Origin of the sequence: Flammeovirga aprica JL-4 (genome assembly GCF_012844305.1) — a bacterium.
GTDB lineage: Bacteria > Bacteroidota > Bacteroidia > Cytophagales > Flammeovirgaceae > Flammeovirga > Flammeovirga aprica.
Map to the genome: position 1 here is coordinate 19,667 of NZ_JABANE010000037.1, position 22,256 is coordinate 41,922.

19 protein-coding genes are annotated in these 22,256 nt (G+C 34.5%); 12 read left to right on the top strand and 7 right to left on the bottom strand.

The genetic code is table 11. The features are described from left to right. Positions 1-49 precede the first annotated feature (49 nt). Both HHU12_RS14550 and HHU12_RS14555 read right to left on the bottom strand, forming a co-directional pair. The gene (locus tag HHU12_RS14550; RefSeq protein WP_169657480.1) at positions 50-1,357 is read right to left on the bottom strand and encodes a transglycosylase SLT domain-containing protein; all 1,308 of its coding nucleotides are present in this window, start codon (positions 1,355-1,357) and stop codon (positions 50-52) included. Between the two features lie 188 nt (positions 1,358-1,545). Further along, positions 1,546-4,512, bottom strand: coding sequence for a M16 family metallopeptidase (locus HHU12_RS14555; protein ID WP_169657481.1), 2,967 nt, complete (start codon positions 4,510-4,512; stop codon positions 1,546-1,548). A 490-nt stretch (positions 4,513-5,002) separates the two neighbouring features. Here HHU12_RS14555 and HHU12_RS14560 point away from each other — a divergent pair, with 490 nt between their 5' ends. From HHU12_RS14560 to HHU12_RS14600, 9 genes are all read left to right on the top strand, one after another. Continuing rightward, positions 5,003-6,346, top strand: coding sequence for a class-III pyridoxal-phosphate-dependent aminotransferase (locus HHU12_RS14560; protein WP_169657482.1), 1,344 nt, complete (start codon positions 5,003-5,005; stop codon positions 6,344-6,346). A gap of 11 nt (positions 6,347-6,357) precedes the next feature. Continuing rightward, positions 6,358-7,104 (top strand): hypothetical protein, encoded by a 747-nt coding sequence (locus tag HHU12_RS14565; protein WP_169657483.1) that lies wholly within the window; start codon positions 6,358-6,360, stop codon positions 7,102-7,104. Positions 7,105-7,312: 208 nt separating this feature from the next. Next, complete coding sequence (locus HHU12_RS14570; RefSeq protein WP_169657484.1) at positions 7,313-7,867, top strand: chromate transporter; 555 nt, start codon at positions 7,313-7,315, stop codon at positions 7,865-7,867. Between the two features lies 1 nt (position 7,868). Continuing rightward, entirely contained in the window at positions 7,869-8,462 is a 594-nt protein-coding gene (locus tag HHU12_RS14575; RefSeq protein WP_169657485.1) for a chromate transporter, read from the top strand. A gap of 82 nt (positions 8,463-8,544) precedes the next feature. Then, a complete protein-coding gene (lgt, locus tag HHU12_RS14580) occupies positions 8,545-9,414 on the top strand; it encodes a prolipoprotein diacylglyceryl transferase (RefSeq protein ID WP_169657486.1) in 870 nt (289 codons plus the stop codon). Positions 9,415-9,667: 253 nt separating this feature from the next. After that, positions 9,668-11,014 (top strand): hypothetical protein, encoded by a 1,347-nt coding sequence (locus HHU12_RS14585; RefSeq protein ID WP_169657487.1) that lies wholly within the window; start codon positions 9,668-9,670, stop codon positions 11,012-11,014. Positions 11,015-11,377: 363 nt separating this feature from the next. Further along, positions 11,378-11,716: a hypothetical protein gene (locus HHU12_RS14590; protein ID WP_169657488.1), complete on the top strand. Its 339-nt coding sequence runs from the start codon at positions 11,378-11,380 to the stop codon at positions 11,714-11,716. A gap of 410 nt (positions 11,717-12,126) precedes the next feature. After that, complete coding sequence (locus tag HHU12_RS14595; RefSeq protein ID WP_169657489.1) at positions 12,127-14,418, top strand: TonB-dependent receptor; 2,292 nt, start codon at positions 12,127-12,129, stop codon at positions 14,416-14,418. Continuing rightward, positions 14,419-15,846 carry a PepSY domain-containing protein gene (locus tag HHU12_RS14600; protein WP_169657490.1) on the top strand — a complete coding sequence of 476 codons (1,428 nt, stop codon included), beginning with the start codon at positions 14,419-14,421 and terminating at the stop codon, positions 15,844-15,846. Between the two features lie 222 nt (positions 15,847-16,068). Here HHU12_RS14600 and HHU12_RS14605 read toward each other — a convergent pair whose 3' ends face one another. The 3 genes from HHU12_RS14605 to HHU12_RS14615 all read right to left on the bottom strand — a co-directional run bounded on the left by HHU12_RS14605 (position 16,069) and on the right by HHU12_RS14615 (position 18,537). Next, positions 16,069-16,650 (bottom strand): outer membrane beta-barrel protein, encoded by a 582-nt coding sequence (locus tag HHU12_RS14605; RefSeq protein WP_169657491.1) that lies wholly within the window; start codon positions 16,648-16,650, stop codon positions 16,069-16,071. An 89-nt stretch (positions 16,651-16,739) separates the two neighbouring features. Further along, positions 16,740-17,495, bottom strand: coding sequence for a LytR/AlgR family response regulator transcription factor (locus HHU12_RS14610; RefSeq protein ID WP_169657492.1), 756 nt, complete (start codon positions 17,493-17,495; stop codon positions 16,740-16,742). Then, positions 17,476-18,537: a sensor histidine kinase gene (locus HHU12_RS14615; protein WP_169657493.1), complete on the bottom strand. Its 1,062-nt coding sequence runs from the start codon at positions 18,535-18,537 to the stop codon at positions 17,476-17,478. Before HHU12_RS14615 ends, HHU12_RS14610 begins: the two co-directional genes overlap by 20 nt. A gap of 211 nt (positions 18,538-18,748) precedes the next feature. Here HHU12_RS14615 and HHU12_RS14620 point away from each other — a divergent pair, with 211 nt between their 5' ends. From HHU12_RS14620 to HHU12_RS14630, 3 genes are all read left to right on the top strand, one after another. Next, complete coding sequence (locus HHU12_RS14620) at positions 18,749-19,249, top strand: hypothetical protein (RefSeq protein ID WP_169657494.1); 501 nt, start codon at positions 18,749-18,751, stop codon at positions 19,247-19,249. Further along, positions 19,239-20,000 (top strand): LVIVD repeat-containing protein, encoded by a 762-nt coding sequence (locus tag HHU12_RS14625; RefSeq protein WP_169657495.1) that lies wholly within the window; start codon positions 19,239-19,241, stop codon positions 19,998-20,000. Before HHU12_RS14620 ends, HHU12_RS14625 begins: the two co-directional genes overlap by 11 nt. Positions 20,001-20,187: 187 nt before the next feature. Continuing rightward, positions 20,188-20,415, top strand: a complete 228-nt coding sequence (locus HHU12_RS14630; RefSeq protein ID WP_169657496.1) for a hypothetical protein — start codon at positions 20,188-20,190, stop codon at positions 20,413-20,415. Between the two features lies 1 nt (position 20,416). Here HHU12_RS14630 and HHU12_RS14635 read toward each other — a convergent pair whose 3' ends face one another. Next, positions 20,417-20,857, bottom strand: a complete 441-nt coding sequence (locus HHU12_RS14635; RefSeq protein ID WP_169657497.1) for a hypothetical protein — start codon at positions 20,855-20,857, stop codon at positions 20,417-20,419. A gap of 184 nt (positions 20,858-21,041) precedes the next feature. Beyond that, positions 21,042-22,214 carry a hypothetical protein gene (locus HHU12_RS14640; protein WP_169657498.1) on the bottom strand — a complete coding sequence of 391 codons (1,173 nt, stop codon included), beginning with the start codon at positions 22,212-22,214 and terminating at the stop codon, positions 21,042-21,044. Between the last annotated feature and the right edge of the window lie 42 nt (positions 22,215-22,256).

Here is a 22,256-nt window from a genome sequence, read left to right on the forward strand (position 1 = left end):
AAAAAGCCCATGAACTGTATTCATGAGCTTTTTTTGGGAAAGTTTAAGACTAGTTGAAGTAAATCTTGTCACCTACTTTAGCATCAGATTCTTTTGACATTTCATTGATTTTTTTCAATGCATTAAGATCAATACCGTATTTGATAGCGATATAATTTAATGATTCCCCTTCCTTCAAGACGTGGTAGGAAACAGGAATTGATGTCGGTAAAGGCTCGATGTAATAATGAGTGTCTTTCAACAACTTATCTTTACCCTTGATATAATTATACTTCTTCAGTTTGCCTTTTGAAATGCTTCCTAAAGATTTAATAAGTTCCTTCTGAGTCATTTCCTCCTTCAAAATCACAGCTTTCACACCGTTGACAATCGCAAAGTCATATTTGCTGTTATCACTTTCTGTATGGGTAGGCAATACAAAAGGATAGTCGTCTTGGATACTGTCAGCGTAGAATTGGAAGATGGCGCTTCTCGCTCTTGTTTTCCTTGTTTTAGCATAAGGAGAAAGCTTGGCCACCAACTGATTGATTTCATCGGGCTTCGCTTCAATCATTACAGAGTAAACTTTATCTTCTGGAATGTAGCTTCCTGAAAGCCAGATATTATTTGAAGAAATAATATTCAATGGCTGACCAGTAAATTTAGAAACCTGTGATAAAGAATAACCACTTGTAGGCAGTTCAATTAATACCATATGATTTTGATCCTTTCCTACTTTATCTTTAAAAGCAAAATAGTGTGCTAAATAATGAAGTACATAAGGATGTGTTTTTTCATTAATAGTCACCTGAGAATAATAGTTCAATTTATTCTTCTTGATGTGATTTTTTGCTCCCGTCAATCCATCATGATAAGAAATCATGGCATAGAACCAGTTGCCAAGATAATAATGGTTTTTTGAAAGGTAATCTGCCGCGCCAATACTAGCCGCAACCACATTTTTTCTTTCATCTACAGTTCTGTTGATGATCATGCCTCTTTCTTCAGCAGTGAAATCTTTGAACTGCCAGAAACCAACAGCAGGAGGAGTAGCATTTGAAATGGCATTGCCATCCAAAAGAGATTCTTGTAATGCAAGGTATTTGAATTCCTCAGGCACGCCTCTTGTTTGAAGTTCACGGGCGATGTATGGGAAATACGTGTTACATCTTTCTAAAAGAATATCATAGTGTTTTTGTGAACGGGTAAGACTATTGTATTTGGCCATAATCTTTTCCATTCCACCCTGTGTTACCACTACCTTAGAGCCCATTAAATTAAATGAACTAGGCAGACTTACTTCCGGGTTGGCAAGTAGGGGTTGAGTAAAGAAAATACTCAAGAGAATAATACAAAATAGTTTTTTGCTTGTCTTCATACACGAGTTAAGTCATTAATTAGGCAATAAAGATATTGCGAATTCTATTTAATTTCAAACAAAGTTTAAAGGAAAGCTTACTCAGCATATATTAAGATAGTATTTAGATCTCAATAAATCACTTATTTAAACATGAAAAAGGCCATTCTGCAAGCAGAATGACCTGAATTGTTGGAATATGTTAGTTGTTATTGTTCTTTTTTGACCCTTGGCTTATTATCAAAACCAAAAAGATCATTTAATGACAATTCCTGTACTTGACCATATTTTGCTAAAGTTTCCATATTGAGCTTACCTCGGTCGCCTACTACACATACGTTGTAGTTTTTGCCTTTGATAAAGTCGCTGTGGAATTTCATAACATCATCAATTGTCATTGTTTTGATGGCATTGTAAACGTCCTTGCGGATGTCATGATCATTTCCTTTTTTCAATGCTGTTTCATAATTAAATAAAACACCACTCTTTGTTATACGCTCGCTTTCCAGCTTACTCAATATCGCTTTTTTAGCGGCATCAAATGACTGATAGTTTTTAGGAGGGTTTTCTAATAAACCTTTCATACCCGCCATTGCTTCCGTCAATTTATCCGACTGCGTACCGATATAAGCCAAAGTATAATCACTCTTACCTTTCTCACTTGCCACTCCATATTTACTAAATACAGAATAAGCGAGACCTTGTGCTTCACGCATTTCCTGGAACACGATGGCATTCATACTTCCTCCAAAGTACTCATTGAATAAAGTAGCGGCAGCAATTCTCTTCGGATCATATTTTTGACCCTTCGCTAAGAAAATTACTTCAGCCTGTACCATATCATAGTGTGACCAGAATACTTTTGGCTGCTCAACATCTTTGATATAGAATTCTTTTGCGCTCGGAACAGGTTGTAAATCAGAAGGAATTTTATGTTCCGCATTTAAAGTAGCCACTACTTTGTCCAATGTTTCAGGACCGTAGTAAAGTACTCTGTGCTCCATCTTCGTTAATTGATGGATTCTTGAAATCAATTCCTCTGATTTGATAAGGTCTAATTCTTTGTTTGATAAAGCATTTGTTACAGGGTTGTTATTGCCATATAAACCGTAGTTCATCAAACCAGTGAATAAGATTGCTCCTTTATTTTTCTTCGTGTCTTCTCTGCCTTTCTTCTCAATGGCAATCATGTTTTGCAAAACTGCTTCATCTGCTTTTGCATTATTCAGAAGGTCTTCGAATAACTTCATAGCAGGAACCATATTTTCTGTCAAGCCATTAAGAGAAACATACACTTGGTCAGAAGAAGTATTTACACTGAAACCGGCACCTAATTTATAGAACTCCTGCTTGATTTGAGCCGAAGTCAACTTATCAGTGCCAAGGTATTCCAAGTATTGGATAGCAGTACTTAAAGTAGGGTCTGTATCTTTTCCTACATTAATAATATAGTATAATTCGAAAAGATCATTCTCTACATTTTTCTTATAGCGAACAGTTACATCACTGTTCATTTTTGTTTCCTGAATATCTTTAGAATAATCTAAGAATAAAGGATTCAATGCTTCCACTTCCTGTCCTTCTATCTTCTTGAAGAATTCAGATTTTTCACCTCTGTTCAATTCCACTTTCGTAATAGAAGGTTTTTCTACTTGCTGTTTGTTCGGGTCTTCACCCGTACGTTTATATACAACAACATAGTTGTCTTTATAGTTCTCATTGGCAAAAGCTACAATCTCTTCTTTTGTGATTGTTTGCATTTCCTCAATATCATCAATGTAGTTTTCCCAAGGGATATTTCTTGTGAATGCCTGTACAAATGCATCAGCACGAGCACCATTGCTTTCCAGTTTCTTGATTTCTGATTTTTTGAAGTCGTTGACGATTGCTTCAATCAACCAATCTTCAAAATCACCAGCTTTCAACTTTTCAATTTCCTCTAAAAGTAAAGCTTGTGCTTCTTCAAGTGTCTGACCGTTTCTAGGAATAGCATATAAAGTATGAACAGTATAATCATTAAAAGGATATACAAAGCTACTTGCGTTCAATACTTTTTGTTGCTGATTCAAATCAAGGTCTATCAAACCTGCACTGCTGTTGGCAAGGATCATATCGCAAAGTTGTTCTTTCAGAACGTCTCTAGAGTTGGTTTTTAAACCAGGCATTCTATAGCCCATAAACACCATTCCTGTCTGTGGACCGTAAACTTCTTTCTTGATTGGCTGTGTAAGCGGAGCTTCTTCCTTGTAAGTAAATGCAGGAATATCGCCCGGCTCCCATGAACCGAAGTATTTATCAATTAATTCAATTGTTTTGTCCGGATCTAAATCACCACTCAAACAAATGGCTACGTTATTCGGTCTATAATATTTCTTGAAATACTTTTTAATCTCAGTGATTGAAGGATTCTTCAAGTGGTCGATTGTACCGATTACTGTCTGAGTTCCGTAAGGGTGATTAGGGAATAATGACGTAAACATGGCTTCAAATACCTTACGTTGATCATTATCCAAAGCACGGTTTTTCTCTTCATATACCGCTTCTAATTCTGTATGGAATAAACGAGGGATAATTTCTCTAAAACGGTCTGATTCAATTTCCAGCCAGCGGTTTAATTCATTTGCAGGGATATCGTTGACATAAACCGTACGGTCTTCAGTAGTATAAGCGTTGGTTCCTTTAGCACCGATCATACCGATCATACGGTCATATTCGTTGGCGATAGAGAACTTAGAAGCATCATTTGATACCTGATCAATTTTGGCATAATAAGCTGTTCTTTCAGCAGGATCGTCTAATGTTCTGTAATGCTCGAACATGTTTTCGATACTGTCTAAATAAACAGATTCTTGAGCCCAGTCTTTTGTACCGAAGTGGGAAGTACCTTTGAACATAATATGCTCTAAATAGTGAGCAAGTCCGGTAGAAGTAGCAGGATCATTTTTACCGCCTGCTTTCACTGCAATATAAGTCTGTATTCTAGGAGCGTCTTTGTATTCAGATAAATACACTTTCAATCCATTGTCCAACGTATAAATCCTAGTGTTGAGCGGGTCGTTTTTTACAGTTTTGTATGGAAAAGCGGATTCTCCAGTACTCATTTCGGAGGCATTACAACCACCAAAAAGAAGTGCACTTCCTAATAGTACACTTTTTATGACATTCGTATAAGTCATGCTTAGTTAATTTATGAATATAATTGATTTGAGAAGTATGTTTTACCACCGTATTATTTTGACACTATTTAGTTACTTGATAAGGAGTAAAACGGAATTCTTTTTTCAAATTACAGAATTTATTTTACTCTATAAAATCCCCTTCTAAAAACATTGGTTCTTATCGTTATTTATTATTTGAGGTGTGTCAGAAAATCATTTGGTCAGTTTGTGTGTATAAAATGATGAGAGTTAGCCGTATAAAAAATCCCTTTAACACATCTGGAAGTATTGCATGAACTTCTTTTCTTAGCTTTAATTAATCTTATCATTATTGTATAAAAGTTACTGGGAATAGACTTTTTTATGGTCTATCTTTTTTGAATTGAAAAACGAGAATAAAAAGTGTTATAGTGAAATTTTTTCACCTTTTAATGCTGTTAAGTGATTGATATTGAAATAATTTGGTTAAATTATAAGAATATTTTAAGTGAACTGAAATTGCTACTTTATGAATTTAACTTCTCATTCTGTAATGACTACTCCACCCGGTAGGCAGTCATTATACTATCTTTCAAAACTCAAAAATATCATTGCCACTACAAATTTTATGGGTTTATATGGTATTACCTTGAAAACAGCAAAACTCAATACTATCACAGATATTGATGGAAATCATTACCTCGATTGTCTAACTGGAGCATCAGTTAATATTATAGGTTATGATAACAATGAAGCGGCTTATGCTTATTATGAGCAATGTTTAGAGATACAGCATTCATGCTTTACCTACTCTCCTCATTCCAAAGTGATAGAATTTGCAGAGCTACTACTATCTATTACACCTGGAGGAAATAATAGAAAAGTGATACTTGGATTATCTGGTTCAGATGCAAATGATGCTGCTATCAAGGTTATTCGTTCTCAAAAACCTAACAAGAAAATTCTCTATTTTGTAAACAGCTATCACGGTACTACAGGTTTTTCGCAGCAAGTTTCAAACTTTAAAAATTTTAATGATAACCTTTATAATTTCAGTGAGGATTATATCGGGCTTCGTTATCCAAAGAACGAATTTCAAGAACAGAATACTTTAGCTGTTATCAGTAAACTGTTTATTACAGGAGAGATTGGTGCAGTAATCTTAGAACCTATTCAGGGTGATGCTGGTATTTTACTATTATCTGATCATTTCCTGAAATCACTTTTTCAACTCACAAGAAAGTACAATGTTATCTTCTCCATCGATGAAGTACAAACTGGAATGGGGCGAACTGGAAAATGGTGGGCTATTGAACATTATAACATAGTCCCTGATATAATGGTGGTAGGGAAAAGCCTTGGAGGCGGTTATGCACCAGTTGCCGCTACTATCATTAAGGCAGATTTTGAAGATCAAATGATACCAGGTCAGCATGTACTTACTTTGGCAGGACATCCACCTTCCTGCGCAGCTTCCATAGAAGTTATTCGCTATATCATGAATAAAAACCTCATTCAAAATGCATCAGAATGTGGTGAACGTATTAGAAAACAGCTTCAATTTAAACTTCAGCATTATGACTTTGTAAAGGAGGTAAGAGGCAAAGGGTTAATGATTGGTATTGAAATAGATGTAGAGAAAGATGAATTACTAGCTAAGAAAATTGCTTTTAGATGTGTAGAAATGGGTGTGTATGTTGGCTACTATGGCGAGTTGAATAATGTAATAAGAGTTGAGCCTCCTTTGACTCTTACAAATGAGGAAACTGCAATTATTGTAGATACCCTTCATCAAGTTTGTGAAGAATACAAACTGTATAGGTTCCCTGAGAGAATCAACCAAAAAGTAAAAGAATTTGCAATTGGACTATAAAAAACTTTACTATGGATTTATTAAAAAAGTTCAACTATTTCTATGTGCCTAAGAGAAAAACTACCTATGAAGAATTTACTGAAAATGCACTAACTGGAGACCTCTTTTTTATGCATGGCACATATAAAGTAAGCCGTATATCAGAAATTGTACAAAGATCACTTTGGTCTCACTCCTCAATAATTATTAGAAGAGAGGATGTGGAAGGATTTTTACCGCTAGTAGATCATGAAGACCCTTTACTTTTATGGGAGTCAAACTTAAGGACTCCTGTGATAGACCAACTCACTGGGGTAACAAAAAGCGGACCTACACTAGTGAGTTTGAAAGACAGGTTAGTCTACAATTATAAGATGAGGTATGATACAAAATTTGCTTATAGACCGCTATACACTGATCGCAGTATTCAGTTATATCAGGATTTATCAGCATCAATTCTGAAAATGCACGGAGGAGATTTTTGTAAGCCAGTGAGTAGGTATATTACTAATTTCAAGCAAGGTAGACTTCACAATGTTGAAATTAATGATAATACTTATTTCTGTAGTCAAATTGTGGCTCAATCATATATTGATATAGGGTTATTGACAGATTATTATCCAGCGAATAGTTATGCTCCAATTGATTTTACACCCAAAAGGAGTACTCTATTGAAAAACAGATCCTTCTTGGGTGATGAATACCGTTTGGATATTAATAAAAAGAATATCAAGCTAATAGAGGATGCTCCATATCAGTTGAAACATATTATTAGTTAAAAAAGTAACCTTTGATGGTATGACAGCTATGTGATTAAATTACATAGCTGTTTTTTTTAGGTAAAAGCTTTCATTTTAATAGTTTTCTTAGGTAACACTTTTCAGATCAAATTTCTAATAGTTATTAATACTGCCTTCGATCATTTTTATTAGCTTGTAAGAATGATATACTTGCAGTTCAATATCGAACTGCTGAATACTAAAACAAATGATCTATTTCGAATTATTTTACAGCTTTTTCAAAATTGGGATGTTTACCTTCGGAGGAGGGTATGCTATGATTCCACTTTTAGAAAAAGAATTAATAGAAAATAAAAAATGGTTGACCAACGATGAATTGTTGGAAATCATGTCTATTGCTCAAATGACTCCTGGAACTATAGCTATCAATGCCGCTACATTTGTGGGGTATAGAGAAAAAGGATTTTTAGGAGGCTTGTTTACCACGGCAGGAGTGATAGCACCATCATACTTAGTCATAACAGTGATCTATCATTTATTCTCTCATAGTTTTGAACATCCTATTGCACAAAAAGCATTTATGGGAGCAAGAGCATGTATCGTTGCATTGATCGGGCATTCTGTATGGAAAATGTTTAAAGGAAGTGTGACGGACAGATATGGACTAGGCATATTCTTAATAGCCTGTATTTTATTATTTGCCTTCCAGCTTCACCCAATTTTATTAATTGTCACAGGTGCGGTAATGGGACTTGGCCTTTATGTATTTTTCCCAAAACAGATTAAAGATTTATTGAAATAATATGGAAGCGTTTTCATTAGAAGCATTAAAAACATATGCAGAATTGTATTTTGTATTCTGTAAAATTGGTTTTTTCAGTTTTGGAGGAGGATTAGCCATGGTACCCCTTTTTGTAGTTGAATTTCAAAAGCAAGGATGGATGACCGCTGATCAGTTTTTTGATGTCTTATCATTGGCACAAATGACACCCGGTGCTATTGCTGTAAACTCCGCTACTTTTGTGGGCAATGAAGCTGGAATGGCAGTAGGAGGAAGATTAGGAGCAGTAATAGGTGGTGTTTTTGCCACAGCAGGTTTGGCTACTCCTTCTGTAGTCTGTATTGTCGCTTTGTCTGAAATATTGAAAAAACTCAAGAAAAATAAATTCAAACAAGCCTTTTTCTTTGGGATCAAACCTGTGACGATCGCTTTGATTTTGTATGCAGGTTGGAAAATAGCAGAAACTACTTTCTTTAAAGAAGGCTTTTCAGATGTACATTGGGGGAGTATAGCAGTGTGTGTAATTGTTGGAGTAATCCTTAAGTTTTATGAAAAAAAGGTGCATCCTATAGCATTAATTGCTGTGTGCTCTGTTATTGGTATCTTTCTTTTTTAAAGAGAAAATATATATAGTAAAGCATGTGTGTAGTTTTTATATTCGCAGATAAACTTAATTATCAACAGACTACAAACAACTTATGCTAAACTATATTATATGGAACCCTGATCCGGAAATCTTAGATATTAATGGGTTCCCACTTCGATATTACGGAGTATTATTCGTGACAGGAGTATTTTTGAGCTCTTATTTCTTAAGTAGAATATTTGAGAAAGAAGGTTTGCCACAGTCCAATCATGATCGTTTATTAATCTATGCCGTTCTAGGTATTTTTATTGGTGCTCGTCTTGGACATTGCTTGCTTTATGAGCCAGCCTATTTCCTGTCGAATCCATTAGAAATGATTTTCCCTATCCAATTTTTACCAGATGGAAGTCCTGAATTTGTTGGTTATGCAGGTTTGGCTAGCCACGGTGGAGGTATAGGGCTTACTATTGCATTAATTCTTTACGCTAGAAAAACGAATCACCATTTTATTGATATTGTTGATTTGTTGGCTGTAGTAATAGGAATTGCATGTGCTTTTATCCGATTGGCTAATTTGATGAATTCTGAAATTATTGGAACACCAACAGATCTTCCATGGGCTTTTGTTTTTGAAAGAATAGATTTAATCCCAAGGCACCCCGCTCAACTCTATGAGGCTGTTTGCTATTTTATTATCTTTGGTATAATGATGTATCTATACCAAAAACATAGAACTAATTTGAAGAGTGGTTTCCTATCCGGTACAGTAATAATATTAATATTTTCTTCAAGATTTCTTATTGAGTTTATTAAAGAAAACCAGGTCCCATTTGAGGAAGGTTTGTCTTTTAATATGGGACAAATGTTGAGTATACCTTATATTTTAATCGGGGTTTGCTTTATTATTTATGGCAGGAAAAGATCATTTTCTGATGTTGAAAAACAAACAGATGGCAATGATCAGCCGTCAGATGTTTTTTAGCTTGTTATAAAATTATTTCCAATTATCAGTGCTTTTGTGATGTTGTTTTACAAATTATAAGAGTGATTTTGTTAAATTTTAACCAATTAATTCTTAATGCAGTAAACTGTTTAGATGATTGACGCCGTATAAAAGAATGTGGTGATGTGTATAAACGATCTTCAAAAGATTTCTATTCTAATAACCAATGAAGCAAATGCCACAACTTAATTAGCTAAAACAAATATCATTCAACGAATTAAACTACTGCGTCATGAATTTAACCGATTTAAAAATATTGATACTTTCACTGTTCCTGAGTATTCCATTTTTGGTAAAAGCACAGGACGTGACTACAGTTACTGCTACTGATGATGAAATTAGTCAAAACTTAGATTTAGAAGTAGTGGCAGCTGTCTTTGGAGAATCTAAAGATTTAGAAGATTTCGAAAAGAAATTAAATGATCCTGAAAAACAGATTTCTAATCTTGACCTGAATGAAGACGGTGAAGTGGACTACTTGAGAGTAGTGGACACTTCTAAGAAGAATACTCATGTTGTGACCATTCAAGCTGTGATTGGTAAAGATCAATACCAAGATGTAGCGGTGATTGATGTGGTAAAAGATGAGAAAGGAGAAACTCAGGTACAGGTAGTAGGAGATGTGTATATGTATGGTTCAAACTATATTGTAGAACCAGTTTACGTTCATCAGCCTGTCATCTATGTATGGTTTTGGGGACCTTATTACCACCCTTGGAGATCACCTTTCTATTGGGGATATTACCCTCCATACTATAGACCATGGAGGCCTTATCCGGTGCCTTATTACAGAAACAATGTGAGGGTGAATATCAATATTCATCATAAGCATAAATACCGTCACACCACAGTAAGAAGGAGTAAGTATGCGGTAAAAATGCAGAAGCAGGCAAGAAGAAGAGATTACGCAAAACAGTATCCTAACAAGTCTTTTGAGAAAAGACATAAGGACCTTTCGAATGCGAGTCAATTGAAACAAAAGCCAGCAACTTCTGATGTGAAATCAAAACCTCAGAATAAACCGGCTACAAAACCATCGACAAAGCCTGAACAAGGTGTTTCAAAAGATAAAAGACCTTCTAATTCTAAAGAAGCTTCTAAGCCTTCAAATGATAAATTTGTGAAACCAACTCAACCGAGTTTAAAGGATAAGCAGACGGGTCAGGTTTCCACTGGACAGAAGGTCAATAAGGATTGGAAAACAGCTTCTGACCGTTCGGGAAATAAGTCGAATGTGAAAAATAATAAGGTGTCTGTGCCTACTCAACGCCCTTCTAATAATAAGAGCAATACAAGGCAGAGTACACCATCGAATAAATCGAATTATAATAAACAAAATAAGACGAGAGAGAATAACTCTTACAATAAGTCTAATTTTAATAAATCGAATTCGAATACAAAACAGAACAAAACGAGGCCAGCGACTACTTCGCCAAGTAATAATATGAATAAGTCGTACAACAGACCTCAGACAAGGCCATCAACGGTAAAGCCAGCGACTACAAGGCCTAGTAATTACAATAGATCAGCTAGCCCTTCACCATCAAGATCCGTTTCCCCAAGTAGATCAAGAAGGTAAGGCTGTAGAAGAGGTTCTTTATGAGCCTCTTTTTTTATTTTAAGTACTAAGACAAAAATAAATAACACTAATTCATATTATTTTTTCTGATTACTGCCTTCCAAAAACTTTAAATAGAACCACTATTTATTCGTTTTTTCGCGTTGTACTCACAAAAAATAATTACGAATTAATTATCATTTATTTTCGGCTTAGTACTTATTGAAAATGATGGATAACAAAATGCATCCATAAATTTATCTTTGAAAATAGTATTGAATTTCGGTTCGGTTTGTATATTTGCACTGCTCTTTAAAATAGCACACCCTAATGATGAACAAACTGAACATATCAGTTACATTTTTTCTCGCAACACTCGTATTTATGCAGACGATTTATGGGCCATTGGTAATGATGGACTTCCAACTTCGTCAGGATTTTTATGCGAATGTTTTGTGCGTGAACAAAAACCGAACAGACCTTCCACAGGTTTGTGGGGGGCGCTGTCAGCTAAAATCCAAATTAGCGAATCAAGCTACTTCAGAGTCAAGCAGTAGCAATGAAAACAACCTCAAAGAAGTGGTGGCAGAACCACTTTCACTTTCTATCTTTTTGTTTTCATTAAAGGGTAATAAGAGAATTATCAATCAGTTACCTGCTTTAATGGATGAGAATGTAGATGGAGACTATATTTCTACCATATTCCATCCTCCCATTGCATAATTGCCTTTCATTTAACGACTTTTTTTAACATCAATTTTTTGATGATGGTATTGTAGTGTCTAAACTTTAAGCACTTAATTCAATACTTTTCAAGGGTGATTTTTTTAAGCAAAATCAATTCTCCTTCAAGTCGTTAGAGCATCTTTGGAACATATATTTTAGAAGTAAAAATTCTCCATTTTAGGTTGTGAGGAAATTAATTTCAGAGAAAATAGTGGTTCTATGGTTGATGAAATTAATAAACTCACGTTCTGAAAGGGTGGATTTTTACTAAAAGAGATGTTTCAAACATGCTCTTACACCCTATTAATTTAAAAAGATTTCATAACAACCTTATTCTGGGCTTTTAATCGTAATTTTTATTAGCGTTTAAAAGTGTTAGTGGTTCGTTATGTCCAAATAAAAACGTAATGAAAAAGCAATTACTAGGTGCTCTACTTTTGATTTTGAGCATCACTTCTCTTCATGCCCAAAATTTAGAGATTTCGGGTACTATTACTGATCAATTATCCAAAGAACCTTTAGTAGGGGCAATCATTGTTAACCTGAAAACCAATGATTATACGGTATCAGATGCTAGTGGAAATTACTCCTTCGAAGCAGAATCCTCAGATGTGATTGAGTTTAGAATGTTGGGGTATTCAACGTTTTCAAGTGTAGCAAAAAATCTGAAGTCACAAGTCTCTTTAGCACAAGATGATTATGTACTGAATCAGGTGGTTGTTTCAGCAAGTAGAGATGCTCAGCAAAGAGAAGAGGCACCGATGGCCATTACATCTATCGGTACTACAATGTTGGAGGAGACAAAGGCACAGTCATTGGAACAGGTAATCAATAAAGTACCGGGTGTTTTGATGGCAGACTTAGGAAGTGAACAACATATGATGGCCATCCGTCAACCTATCTCCACAAAGAGCTTGTTTTTATACTTAGAAGATGGATTGCCTATTCGTCCCACTGGTATTTTTAACCATAATGCTTTGAATGAGATGAACATGACTATGGCTCAAAACATTGAAGTGGTCAGAGGTCCTGCTTCTGCACTTTATGGTTCTGAAGCTATTGGTGGAGCAATCAATATGATTACAAAAACACCTTCTTTGGTTCCAACAGTAAAAGTACAGTTAAGAGGTGATTCTTATGGTTACAAAAGAGTCGATGCAGTGGTGGAAGGTACTACTGACAATGGCAAATTTGGAGTAAGTGTTGGTGGTTATTCTGCCATTAGAGAAAATGGTTATTTAGATCACAGTGATTTTAATAAATCAATTGTAACTGCTGTATTGTCATATAAAGTAAATGAGAGCTTGAAATTGACTTCAAGTACTACTTACATGAAGTATCAGTCAGATATGGGGTCTTCATTAGATAGCACATCTTTCTATGATAGAGATTTTACATCATTGCATAATTTCACTAAGAGAGAAATAGAATTATGGAGATCTACTTTTACAGTGGATAAAAAATGGAATGAGAACAGCAAAACTGTAGCTAAAGCATTTTTTCGTACCAACACTTTAGGACAAATTCCTAGTTATAGAATCAAAAATGATTGGACCAATCCAAGTGTTGCCAAAGGTGAGGTAAACGAAAGTTCATTTGAAAGCTATGGTGCGGTCATTCAGCATAATCAGAAAATCCCTTCTTTGAGAACGACATTAAGAGTAGGGGCAAGTGTGGACTATAGCCCAACGGCTTTCTGGGCCAATTATATTGATGTTGAAAGAGATGAAAATGGAAGATATGTAGGTTACACTTCCACTGATTCAGTATTGACGGATTATCAAACTAACTTACTGAATACGGGACTTTATGTTCAAGTTGAGGTAAATCCAATTGATCGATTATTTATAACGGCAGGTGTTCGATCGGATCATTTTAAATATGATTATAAAAACAATTTAGGAGAAGAGGCATTCTCAGGAGCTCCAAATTCTATCAATTATTTCAACGCAATTACACCAAGAGTAGGGGCAACTTACACTATGGAAAATGGATTAGGTTTTTATGCCAATTACAGTGTAGGTTTTATGCCTCCTCAGGTTTCAGAGCTATACAGAGGAGTAAAGGTTCCGACACTTGAACCCTCTTATTATAATAATTCAGAAGTAGGTACTTGGTATTCTTTACCTAAAGGAATTGGCTATGTAGAAGTGGCTTATTACAATATGAAGGGGGAGAATGAGATTGTTTCTGTGTTGCAGGATGATGGATCTTACAATAATGAAAATGCAGGTTCTACTATCCATGAAGGGATAGAAGTAGCTCTACATTTCAAACCAATTTCAGAGATTTTTGTAAGAGTAGGGGGGACTTATGCTAATCATACTTTTGATCAGTTTAGTACAGGTAAGGAAGATTTCTCAGGAAATACGATGGCCAATGCTCCAAACTGGATCTCGAATATGGAATTGACTTATAAGCCTAAGTTTTTGAAAGGTTTTAGAACATCATTAGAATTCCAGAAGGTAAGTGATTACTACATGGACAATCAGAATACCAAGAAATATGAAGGATATCAAGTTATGAATCTTCGTTTTGGTTATCAATTTAAAGGATTTGATACATGGTTAAATATCATGAACCTTACAGATGAGTTGTACGCAACAAGAGTGTCAAGGTCAGCTTGGGGTGAAAGCTATAATTTAGGAGCTCCACGCACTTTCCAATTGGGTATCGGATATACAATTAGCAAAAAATAAATGAACTTATATAAAATTCACAGACAACTTAGTTTAGTTGCTTTAATACCAGTATTAGCATGGACATTGAGTGGTGTAATGCACCCTTTGATGTCCAACTTAAAACCTAATGTCAATCAAAGGCTGGTCGTAAATAAAGACGTGAAGGCAAGGGATCATTTCCAGTTGTCTGTTGATTCCATAATGAAAATGAACCACTGGGAGGATATTATGTCTTTCCGGTTGGTTTCCATTGATTCTTCTGTTTATTACCAATTCAAAAGGGAAGAAGGCAATACCTATATTAATGCCACATCAGGGGAGAAATTGATGAATGGAGATATTCATTATGCAACTTATTTGGCAGGGTTGTATTCAGGAGAAGAGAAACAGAAAATTGATGAAATCAGTATTCAAAAAGAATTTTCCAATGAGTATGTGAAAATTGCAAGAATACTTCCTGTACATAAAGTGCAGTACAAAAGAATGGACGGCTTAAGGGTATTCATAGATGTGAATACAGATAGAATGACCTATGCAACCAATTCCATCAGAAGCACATTTCAACGTGTTTTTCTGTGGGCACACAGTTGGACTTTCCTTGATTTCAACAATACTTTCCGTTTGCTGGTATTAGGTTTCTTTATTTCGATCTCATTTTTTGCTGGAATAACAGGGATTTTAGTTAATACGAAATTCAGAAAAACTTATCAATGTCAACAAAAATCAAGAATACCTTGGCAAAGAAGATGGCATAGAACATTGGGAATTGGCCTATCTTTCACACTACTTCTTTTTGCTTTGAGTGCCTTTATGCACATGTTGCCGAAGTACACTGCTTTGGATAAAACGAGTTATGTATCTTCCACTTCATTTTCTCAAGAAGCAATGATTTTTGACTTAGATACTATAAAAGGAGATTGGATCAATTATCAACCATTGAAGATTGATGGAATCAACTATTATCAATTTCATTTTAAAGCCGGAAGAGGTATTACAAAACGATATTTTCATAGTATTTCTGGAGAAGAACTCATAAAAGGAGATAGTATTTATGCCGTTCAATTAGCCAAGCAATACAGTGGTCTAACGAAGGTGAAAAATAGCACAGAAGTAAAGAAGTTTGCCAATGAATACGGTTTTATCAATAAACTATTGCCGGTTCAGAAAATACAGTTTGAAGGGGAAGGAAACCCAAGATGGTATATTGATACAGCGACCACTTTTGTTGGGGCAATTATTGAAGATAAATCGGCTTTCTCAGGTTTTATATTCGCCTATTTTCATAAATACCATATGTTTGATTTCTTAGGAAAACAGGCAAGAGACACCATTATGTCTCTATTTGCTTTAGGAAACTTTTTAGTGAGTTTGTTAGGTCTTTTGATGTATATCAATCAAAAGAAGGCAGTGAAGAAGAGAAGGAGATCGAAGGAATTAGTGTATTAAAAAAAAAGCCACATTAAACAATCGTTTAGTATGGCTAATAAGTACTAGGGCAGATGGAAACGGGCAATTTTAGGTTAAGATTTTTTATTCTAATCGAGGCAGATTTGCAGAGCATAGCCTTAGTTACGCGATAAAAATCTAACGAAGAATAGGATAAAAAAGATAAGTTAAAATGCCCGTTTGCTTTTGTCCTAGTACATGTATTAACTATATGTGGATTCCTTACCAGATAAAATACCCAACACTAACCATAAATTGCTGAGATTTTAAAGACGTATCAGCATTTGAAACTAGGTTTGCACTTTGTTGGTATTTTGCATCAATTGTAAACTTTTTGATATCTACACCTACACCAACTTGCCATCCTAAACCAAATTTTTCAGGATCAAGTTCAGGGCTTAAATCGCTAAAATTATCAATCACTACTTGTTGAGCGACAACACCACCAAATGCTCTAGCATTGATTCCGCCAATTCCCAATTTACCACCAAGCAAAAGAGGAACTTCAACACGGTTGAGTACAAGATCTTGTGATTGTTCACCCATCTCAAAAGTACCACCTGTGTTGGTGTAATTCAGTTCAGTTTGAAGATAAAGAGGCACTACAGGAATATTAGCTCTTAGCATTACACCACCTTCCCACGACTGTCTTGTATCATCAGACATACCAGTGAAGTTGTGTGAAAAACCAGACATACCCGCAGTTGCTTTCACACCGAAGTTGAATGTTTTGTCTTGTGCAAAAACAGTAGCGGACGTCATTACTAATAAATTGAAAATGATAAATAAAATTGATTTTTTCATGATTATATGAAAGTATGATAATAAATTAATATGAATTAAAATTATGATTTAATCTTCACAAGGAAGTAAAATGAAATACTATTTAAAGTTTATTGATCCAGCCAATCTTTGAAGTCCTTGACACGATCTCTACTTACGATCAAGTCTTCTAAAGGGGAAGGAGAAGTTTCAATCTGAAGCCTTGAGTTAAACCAAGTATTGATTTTACTAATGGCCTCCACATTGATGATGTATTTTCTATTGACTCTGAAAAACTGAGCCGTATCTAATTGAGTTTCCAGCAAAGAGATACTCTTATCTATTGGATATTTTTTCTCATCAAATAAATGCAGAAAAGTCAACCCTTCATCAAAGCGAATAAATGCAATTTCGTTGGCTTGAATTGTTTTGAATTGTTCGCCGATAGAAACTAGAAAACGCTTTTTGATTTTCTTCTTATTACTTTCCTTTATGTCTTCCATGGAAGAAGCATTGGCAGTAACGAAGAGATTACCGTACAATTCAAACTTATCCAACACTCTTTTTATATCATCAAAATCATAGGGCTTAACGATATAATCGATGCTATTAAGTTTGAAAGAGTCCAAAGCATATTCACTAAAAGCAGTGGTGAAAATGAGTGGAGATTTCACCTTTACATTTTTGTAAATATCAAAGCAGTTTCCATCGCTCAAGGCTATATCCTGAAAAATTAAATCAGGTTGTTCGTTGGAGCCAAACCACTCAATACTGTCTTCAACTGAAGATAAAATAGCGATGATCTCATAGGCAGGGTTATACTGCTGAACGAGTTTTGCCAAATAATTAGCAGTAGGAAGTTCGTCCTCAATGATTAAAATTCTCATGATCGATGGTAGATAAAGCTGGTAAACTTACTTTGAAAGTGTCTTGATTTTTCTCAATAATAATATTTTTTCCAGCAATAAGCTGATATCTCTTATTAATATTTGAAAGACCCATTCCAGTTGAGATTTCTTCCACTTCTTTTTTATTATAAGTGTTAGTGACAAGAATGGTTTTATCATTTAATGAGATATTGATTTGAAGCGGTTTTTTTAATGAAAGCTTATTATGCTTCACGGCGTTTTCAACTAAAATCTGAATACTTGCCGGAGGTATCATCACTTCATCAATATCATTTTGATCAATATCAATCTGAAGTTGAATACCCTCTCCAAAACGTGTTTTCAACAAAAAGAAATAGTCTTCTACCACTTTTAATTCTTCTGCTAATGACACCAAAACCCTTTGATTTTGCTCTATGATATAACGCAAAGTTTTAGAGAGTTTAATGATAAACTCAGAAGCAAGGTTTTGATCTGTATGCACAATACTGGAAAGTACACTAAGACTGTTGAATAAGAAGTGTGGTTCTATCTGTGCCTTGAGTGACATGTATTGAGACTTGAACATTTCCTTTTCCAACTTCTCAACATCTATCTCTTTTTCTTTCAGTGTGTTAATCTTCTGAATATACCCAAAAACCGTAAAAATCAATAAGTAGATGATACAAAGTGCAACGGACAATTCGGGGTTATAAAAAGGAATTTCTTCCCACAAATGACCATTATTGAAAAATAGCGTATCTCCCCACATATACAGCATTGTAGAAGATAACCCTGTATAAATACCAATCAGAATATTGATACCAATGACTGAAGGTGCATTTAAATGTCTTATCTTCTTTTGAATATATTCTGAAGCATACCATATAAACAGCCAATAACTCACGAAGGTGACTGAGAAAATTAAACCTCTAAATGTCAATGGAAATACCCCTCCGAAACTATAGTCAAATGCTTTAATAAACAATTGCAGTAGATAAATTACTGTGAATCTTAAGGCAAAACTGAATCTTGTGGATGAATTACTATTTATTTTTGACATAGGATTAATACTTTTTACACTACAAATATACGGTAATACCCATTTTTTTTGTCTATGACTTCCTGTGAGTTGTCATATTATTGATTGAATTGTATGGATTAGACTTTAAGTTGTAATGGATTCTTTTTCAGATGTTTCAATTTTAATTAATGCTAAATTCTAATTTACTTCAATCGATTATTCTTTTTTATCATGTTCTAAGCAAGCTTTTATGTATCGTTACTTATTGATAGGCTTAATAGCCTTTACCTTAAAATCGTGTATCCGCATCGGAGATGACGAGATTAGAGGTGATTACGAACCTGTAATCATGTCTAGAGCCAACTTTGAAAATGAAGTTGGTATAACTAGTTCTCAACCCCTTGAAAACCCCGGGAAAATTTATGTCTATGGAAAATTTTTGTTTGTCAATGAAAAGAACAAAGGTTTTCATATTTATGACAATCGCTACCCTTCTTCACCACAAAAGGTGAAGTTTTTGAAAGCATTTGGTGCAACAGATATTGCCATTAAGGGACAATATTTTTATGTAAATCAAGCTACCGACCTTCTCACTTTTTATTATGATGAAAATCAAAATGCTTACACACTAACGAAAAGGGTGAGAAATGTATTTCCCCAAAAACGTTCTCCTCAAGGTAGACACCCTAATGTAACAGAGGATGAAGTAGTTGTAGATTGGATAGAAAAAACAGACATTGATGATGAATAAATTAAATATTATAACACAAGTTCTAGCTATTCTAATCCTTTTTTCTTGTTCAGAAAATATGGAAAATGGTAGTGATGCAAGTTCTGAAAGTGGAATAGGGCAAGGTGGCTCTCTCGCTACATTTGCTATAAAAGGAGATTACCTTTACACTGTAGAATACGAAAAATTAAAAGTATTTTCTTTACAAGATCCTCAAGCTCCAGTTCTGGTCAACAATATTTGGGTAGGTTTTGAGATCGAAACCTTATTTAGTTACAAAGAATTCCTTTATATAGGCTCTAGGGGTGGTATGTATATTTTTAGTTTAGAAAACCCAGAAGAACCTAGAAATAGGGCTTCTGTCCAACATTTCACAGCATGTGACCCTGTTGTTGCGAATGATACTTTGGCATTCGTGACATTGCACTCTAATTCAAATTGCGGAAATAATATCAATCAGTTAGAAATCTATGATATTAAAGATGCGGATAACCCAGTTCTGTTAAATACAAGAGGGTTAATTGAACCCAAAGGACTAGGTCTTTATGGTAATTATTTGATTGTTTGTGATGATGAAATAAAAGTTTTTGAAATCAAAGAAGGTCAGGAAGGTGAAGTAGCCTTTGTAACTTCCATTGACAAAGAAGCTTTTGATGTTATCATCCAGAATGACTTATTGATAGCTGTAGGAAATGAAGGAGTATATCAATATACACTTTATAAAAATGATAATACATTCTTAGTAGGTCACTTAAGCACCATTAATTTTTAAAGACTAATAAGAGACATCTAAAATCCATAACGAAGGTCATTAATATATATTTACATATTGATGACCTTTGTGTTTTGAAGAATTACCCGCACACATCACATCAATTTTATTATTAACTAATTTACGACAATGCAAATTGTTGATTTATTGGCTATTAGCAAAACTATCTTAACTAATCAGATTAACGATGAAAAGATTTAAATTCTTCTTTATTAAGGGTGTTGTTTCAAGAAAGGGTGAACCATTTAATGTTGTTTTCGGTACTGACAATGAATTAGAAATCAAAGACCTTTATAACTCCCTTTATGACCTGCATATAAATATAGATACCGTAAAAGGGATTGATTTTGACGAACTAATTCATTTTAATGATCATGTGATCACTACTGATCTTGAATCATTAAAGTACTTTTAGGCTATTCCAATTTACCAGTGTAAAACTGTAAAAAGGGATTGAAGTACAGGGCAAAGTTGACAAAACACATAATCAGGATAAATAAGAAACAAAAAGGATCTATTAAACCATCTTCATGCTTATCTAAAGTATTGAAAATTAAAAAGAGACAAAGCAAAATTAGAATAATAGGCATGATAAAATAAGAGGTTCTAATATTATAAACCACAGGAAATATCATGTCTTCATTCAGCAGGACAATTGGGTCAATACGTTTTAATATTCGTGTTCTGAATACAAACATTTCAGCATCTGTAAGTACATAGGCTGAGTCTCCCATGTCTATAACAAATGATGCTGTATTATCAGACCACATTAGCACGTCATTACCACCATGTTCCAATGTTTGATGACCATAAACATATGAAGTTGTGGTTTCTCTGGGTAATAAAAAATCAAACATTGTAAACAGGCATATAAAAATGATAGAAAGAGCAAATATGATTTTTGTGTTTGATTTTGATTGAGGTATTGCTCTGAAAAATAGAATAAAAGGGAGTTTGATTTTGTTAATTATCTGCATGATAGAAAAAAGAATATAGTTTACTTTTGCTTTAATTTTTTGAGTAATACCAATGATTACAACTTTAAAAACTCCATTTTAAACGCCAGTTTAGTTGTGAACCTCCTTGTCCGTACTGTGAGTTTTCGTCTCCGAAGAAAAACAGACCAAAGACAAGAATTTCAAAGTTATCACTTAATGATGTAGTTGCATTTCCACCAATATAATACGAACCATCATTGGTATTGATGATGTTATTTACACCCAGTCTTGTGAGTGGTGTAAGTTGATATTGTAATTCATTGAAAAATGCGAACCGCCCTAAAGATAATGTTTTTGGTGTTAATTGAAAACTAGGGTCAATGGGACCAATAGGACCTGTTGCTCCTGCACTGTTGAAAATGCTTTCTATATGTAAGTATAAAGAGTTTTTGAAAGTGTAATCAAATGAGATATCCATGACCACAGATGGGTCTTCACCTGCATAATCAGGATAGAAGTAGGTACCTTCTCCTTTAAAGCCAGCACCGCCAATCTGTCCTTCCCAGCCTAAGCCTAAGTTGTAGTTTTCTCTAACATAACCAGCAAGGAATTGAAAATCATATTGCCATAAATTGGTTTTATAAAGTGCGGCAAAGTTGTAGTAATCAAATTGATTGGAAGGGGAGAATACCACCTCAATTGAACTCACTGGACCTAGATAATTTCTAATTAGAACTGCATCAGCACCAGGTCTTTCTTCATAATCAAAATCAAAGAAGGAATAGGTATTAAAAAGGTCCATAGGATTCCAGACCATAGCCACACCCCAGTTAATACGCTGTCTACCGATTCTTACTTGCCAATCTCCAGAAGAATAATCAAAATAAGCTCTGTCAATTTCAGAATTTAAAACATAAGAAGTACCCGTAGCCCAATCATGTGACATATTGAAAGCGTATTGGTTTTGATTACCAAACTCGTTGGCGTAACCAGGAATATTTTTAGGGCTCGCTCCATAGATCAATCTGTTTCTTCCTTCTAATGCTAAAGTAATTTTATCCGAAGCATAGTATTTAAAATTCAGTCTGTTGTGAAATAAATTATCAATATACCATTCATCATCAAGGTCTTTAGGGAGGTTGACGGTTTGCATAAATTTCAGATAACCGCTTGCTACAAAGTTCTCTTTAAACTTACTAGTTTTCTGTTCTTCTTCTTCTTGAGAGAATACAATAATTGGAATTAAAAAGAGGAAGGTAAATAAGCTTTTTTTCATTACAATAAAAAAGGAGTAGGTGGTGTTGAATGAAAAATGAAG

Bases quoted from the DNA above. Each gene is read 5' to 3' on its own strand.
- HHU12_RS14565 (WP_169657483.1), top strand. From the start codon at position 6,358: ATGGATTTATTAAAAAAGTTCAACTATTTCTATGTGCCTAAGAGAAAA.
- HHU12_RS14635 (WP_169657497.1), bottom strand. From the start codon at position 20,857: ATGTTTGATTTTTTATTACCCAGAGAAACCACAACTTCATATGTTTAT.
- HHU12_RS14590 (WP_169657488.1), top strand. From the start codon at position 11,378: ATGCAGACGATTTATGGGCCATTGGTAATGATGGACTTCCAACTTCGT.
- lgt (WP_169657486.1), top strand. From the start codon at position 8,545: ATGCTAAACTATATTATATGGAACCCTGATCCGGAAATCTTAGATATT.
- HHU12_RS14595 (WP_169657489.1), top strand. From the start codon at position 12,127: ATGAAAAAGCAATTACTAGGTGCTCTACTTTTGATTTTGAGCATCACT.
- HHU12_RS14605 (WP_169657491.1), bottom strand. From the start codon at position 16,650: ATGAAAAAATCAATTTTATTTATCATTTTCAATTTATTAGTAATGACG.
- HHU12_RS14560 (WP_169657482.1), top strand. From the start codon at position 5,003: ATGAATTTAACTTCTCATTCTGTAATGACTACTCCACCCGGTAGGCAG.
- HHU12_RS14610 (WP_169657492.1), bottom strand. From the start codon at position 17,495: ATGAGAATTTTAATCATTGAGGACGAACTTCCTACTGCTAATTATTTG.
- HHU12_RS14570 (WP_169657484.1), top strand. From the start codon at position 7,313: ATGATCTATTTCGAATTATTTTACAGCTTTTTCAAAATTGGGATGTTT.
- HHU12_RS14620 (WP_169657494.1), top strand. From the start codon at position 18,749: ATGTATCGTTACTTATTGATAGGCTTAATAGCCTTTACCTTAAAATCG.
- HHU12_RS14555 (WP_169657481.1), bottom strand. From the start codon at position 4,512: ATGACTTATACGAATGTCATAAAAAGTGTACTATTAGGAAGTGCACTT.
- HHU12_RS14615 (WP_169657493.1), bottom strand. From the start codon at position 18,537: ATGTCAAAAATAAATAGTAATTCATCCACAAGATTCAGTTTTGCCTTA.
- HHU12_RS14585 (WP_169657487.1), top strand. From the start codon at position 9,668: ATGAATTTAACCGATTTAAAAATATTGATACTTTCACTGTTCCTGAGT.
- HHU12_RS14550 (WP_169657480.1), bottom strand. From the start codon at position 1,357: ATGAAGACAAGCAAAAAACTATTTTGTATTATTCTCTTGAGTATTTTC.
- HHU12_RS14600 (WP_169657490.1), top strand. From the start codon at position 14,419: ATGAACTTATATAAAATTCACAGACAACTTAGTTTAGTTGCTTTAATA.
- HHU12_RS14575 (WP_169657485.1), top strand. From the start codon at position 7,869: ATGGAAGCGTTTTCATTAGAAGCATTAAAAACATATGCAGAATTGTAT.
- HHU12_RS14640 (WP_169657498.1), bottom strand. From the start codon at position 22,214: ATGAAAAAAAGCTTATTTACCTTCCTCTTTTTAATTCCAATTATTGTA.
- HHU12_RS14630 (WP_169657496.1), top strand. From the start codon at position 20,188: ATGAAAAGATTTAAATTCTTCTTTATTAAGGGTGTTGTTTCAAGAAAG.
- HHU12_RS14625 (WP_169657495.1), top strand. From the start codon at position 19,239: ATGATGAATAAATTAAATATTATAACACAAGTTCTAGCTATTCTAATC.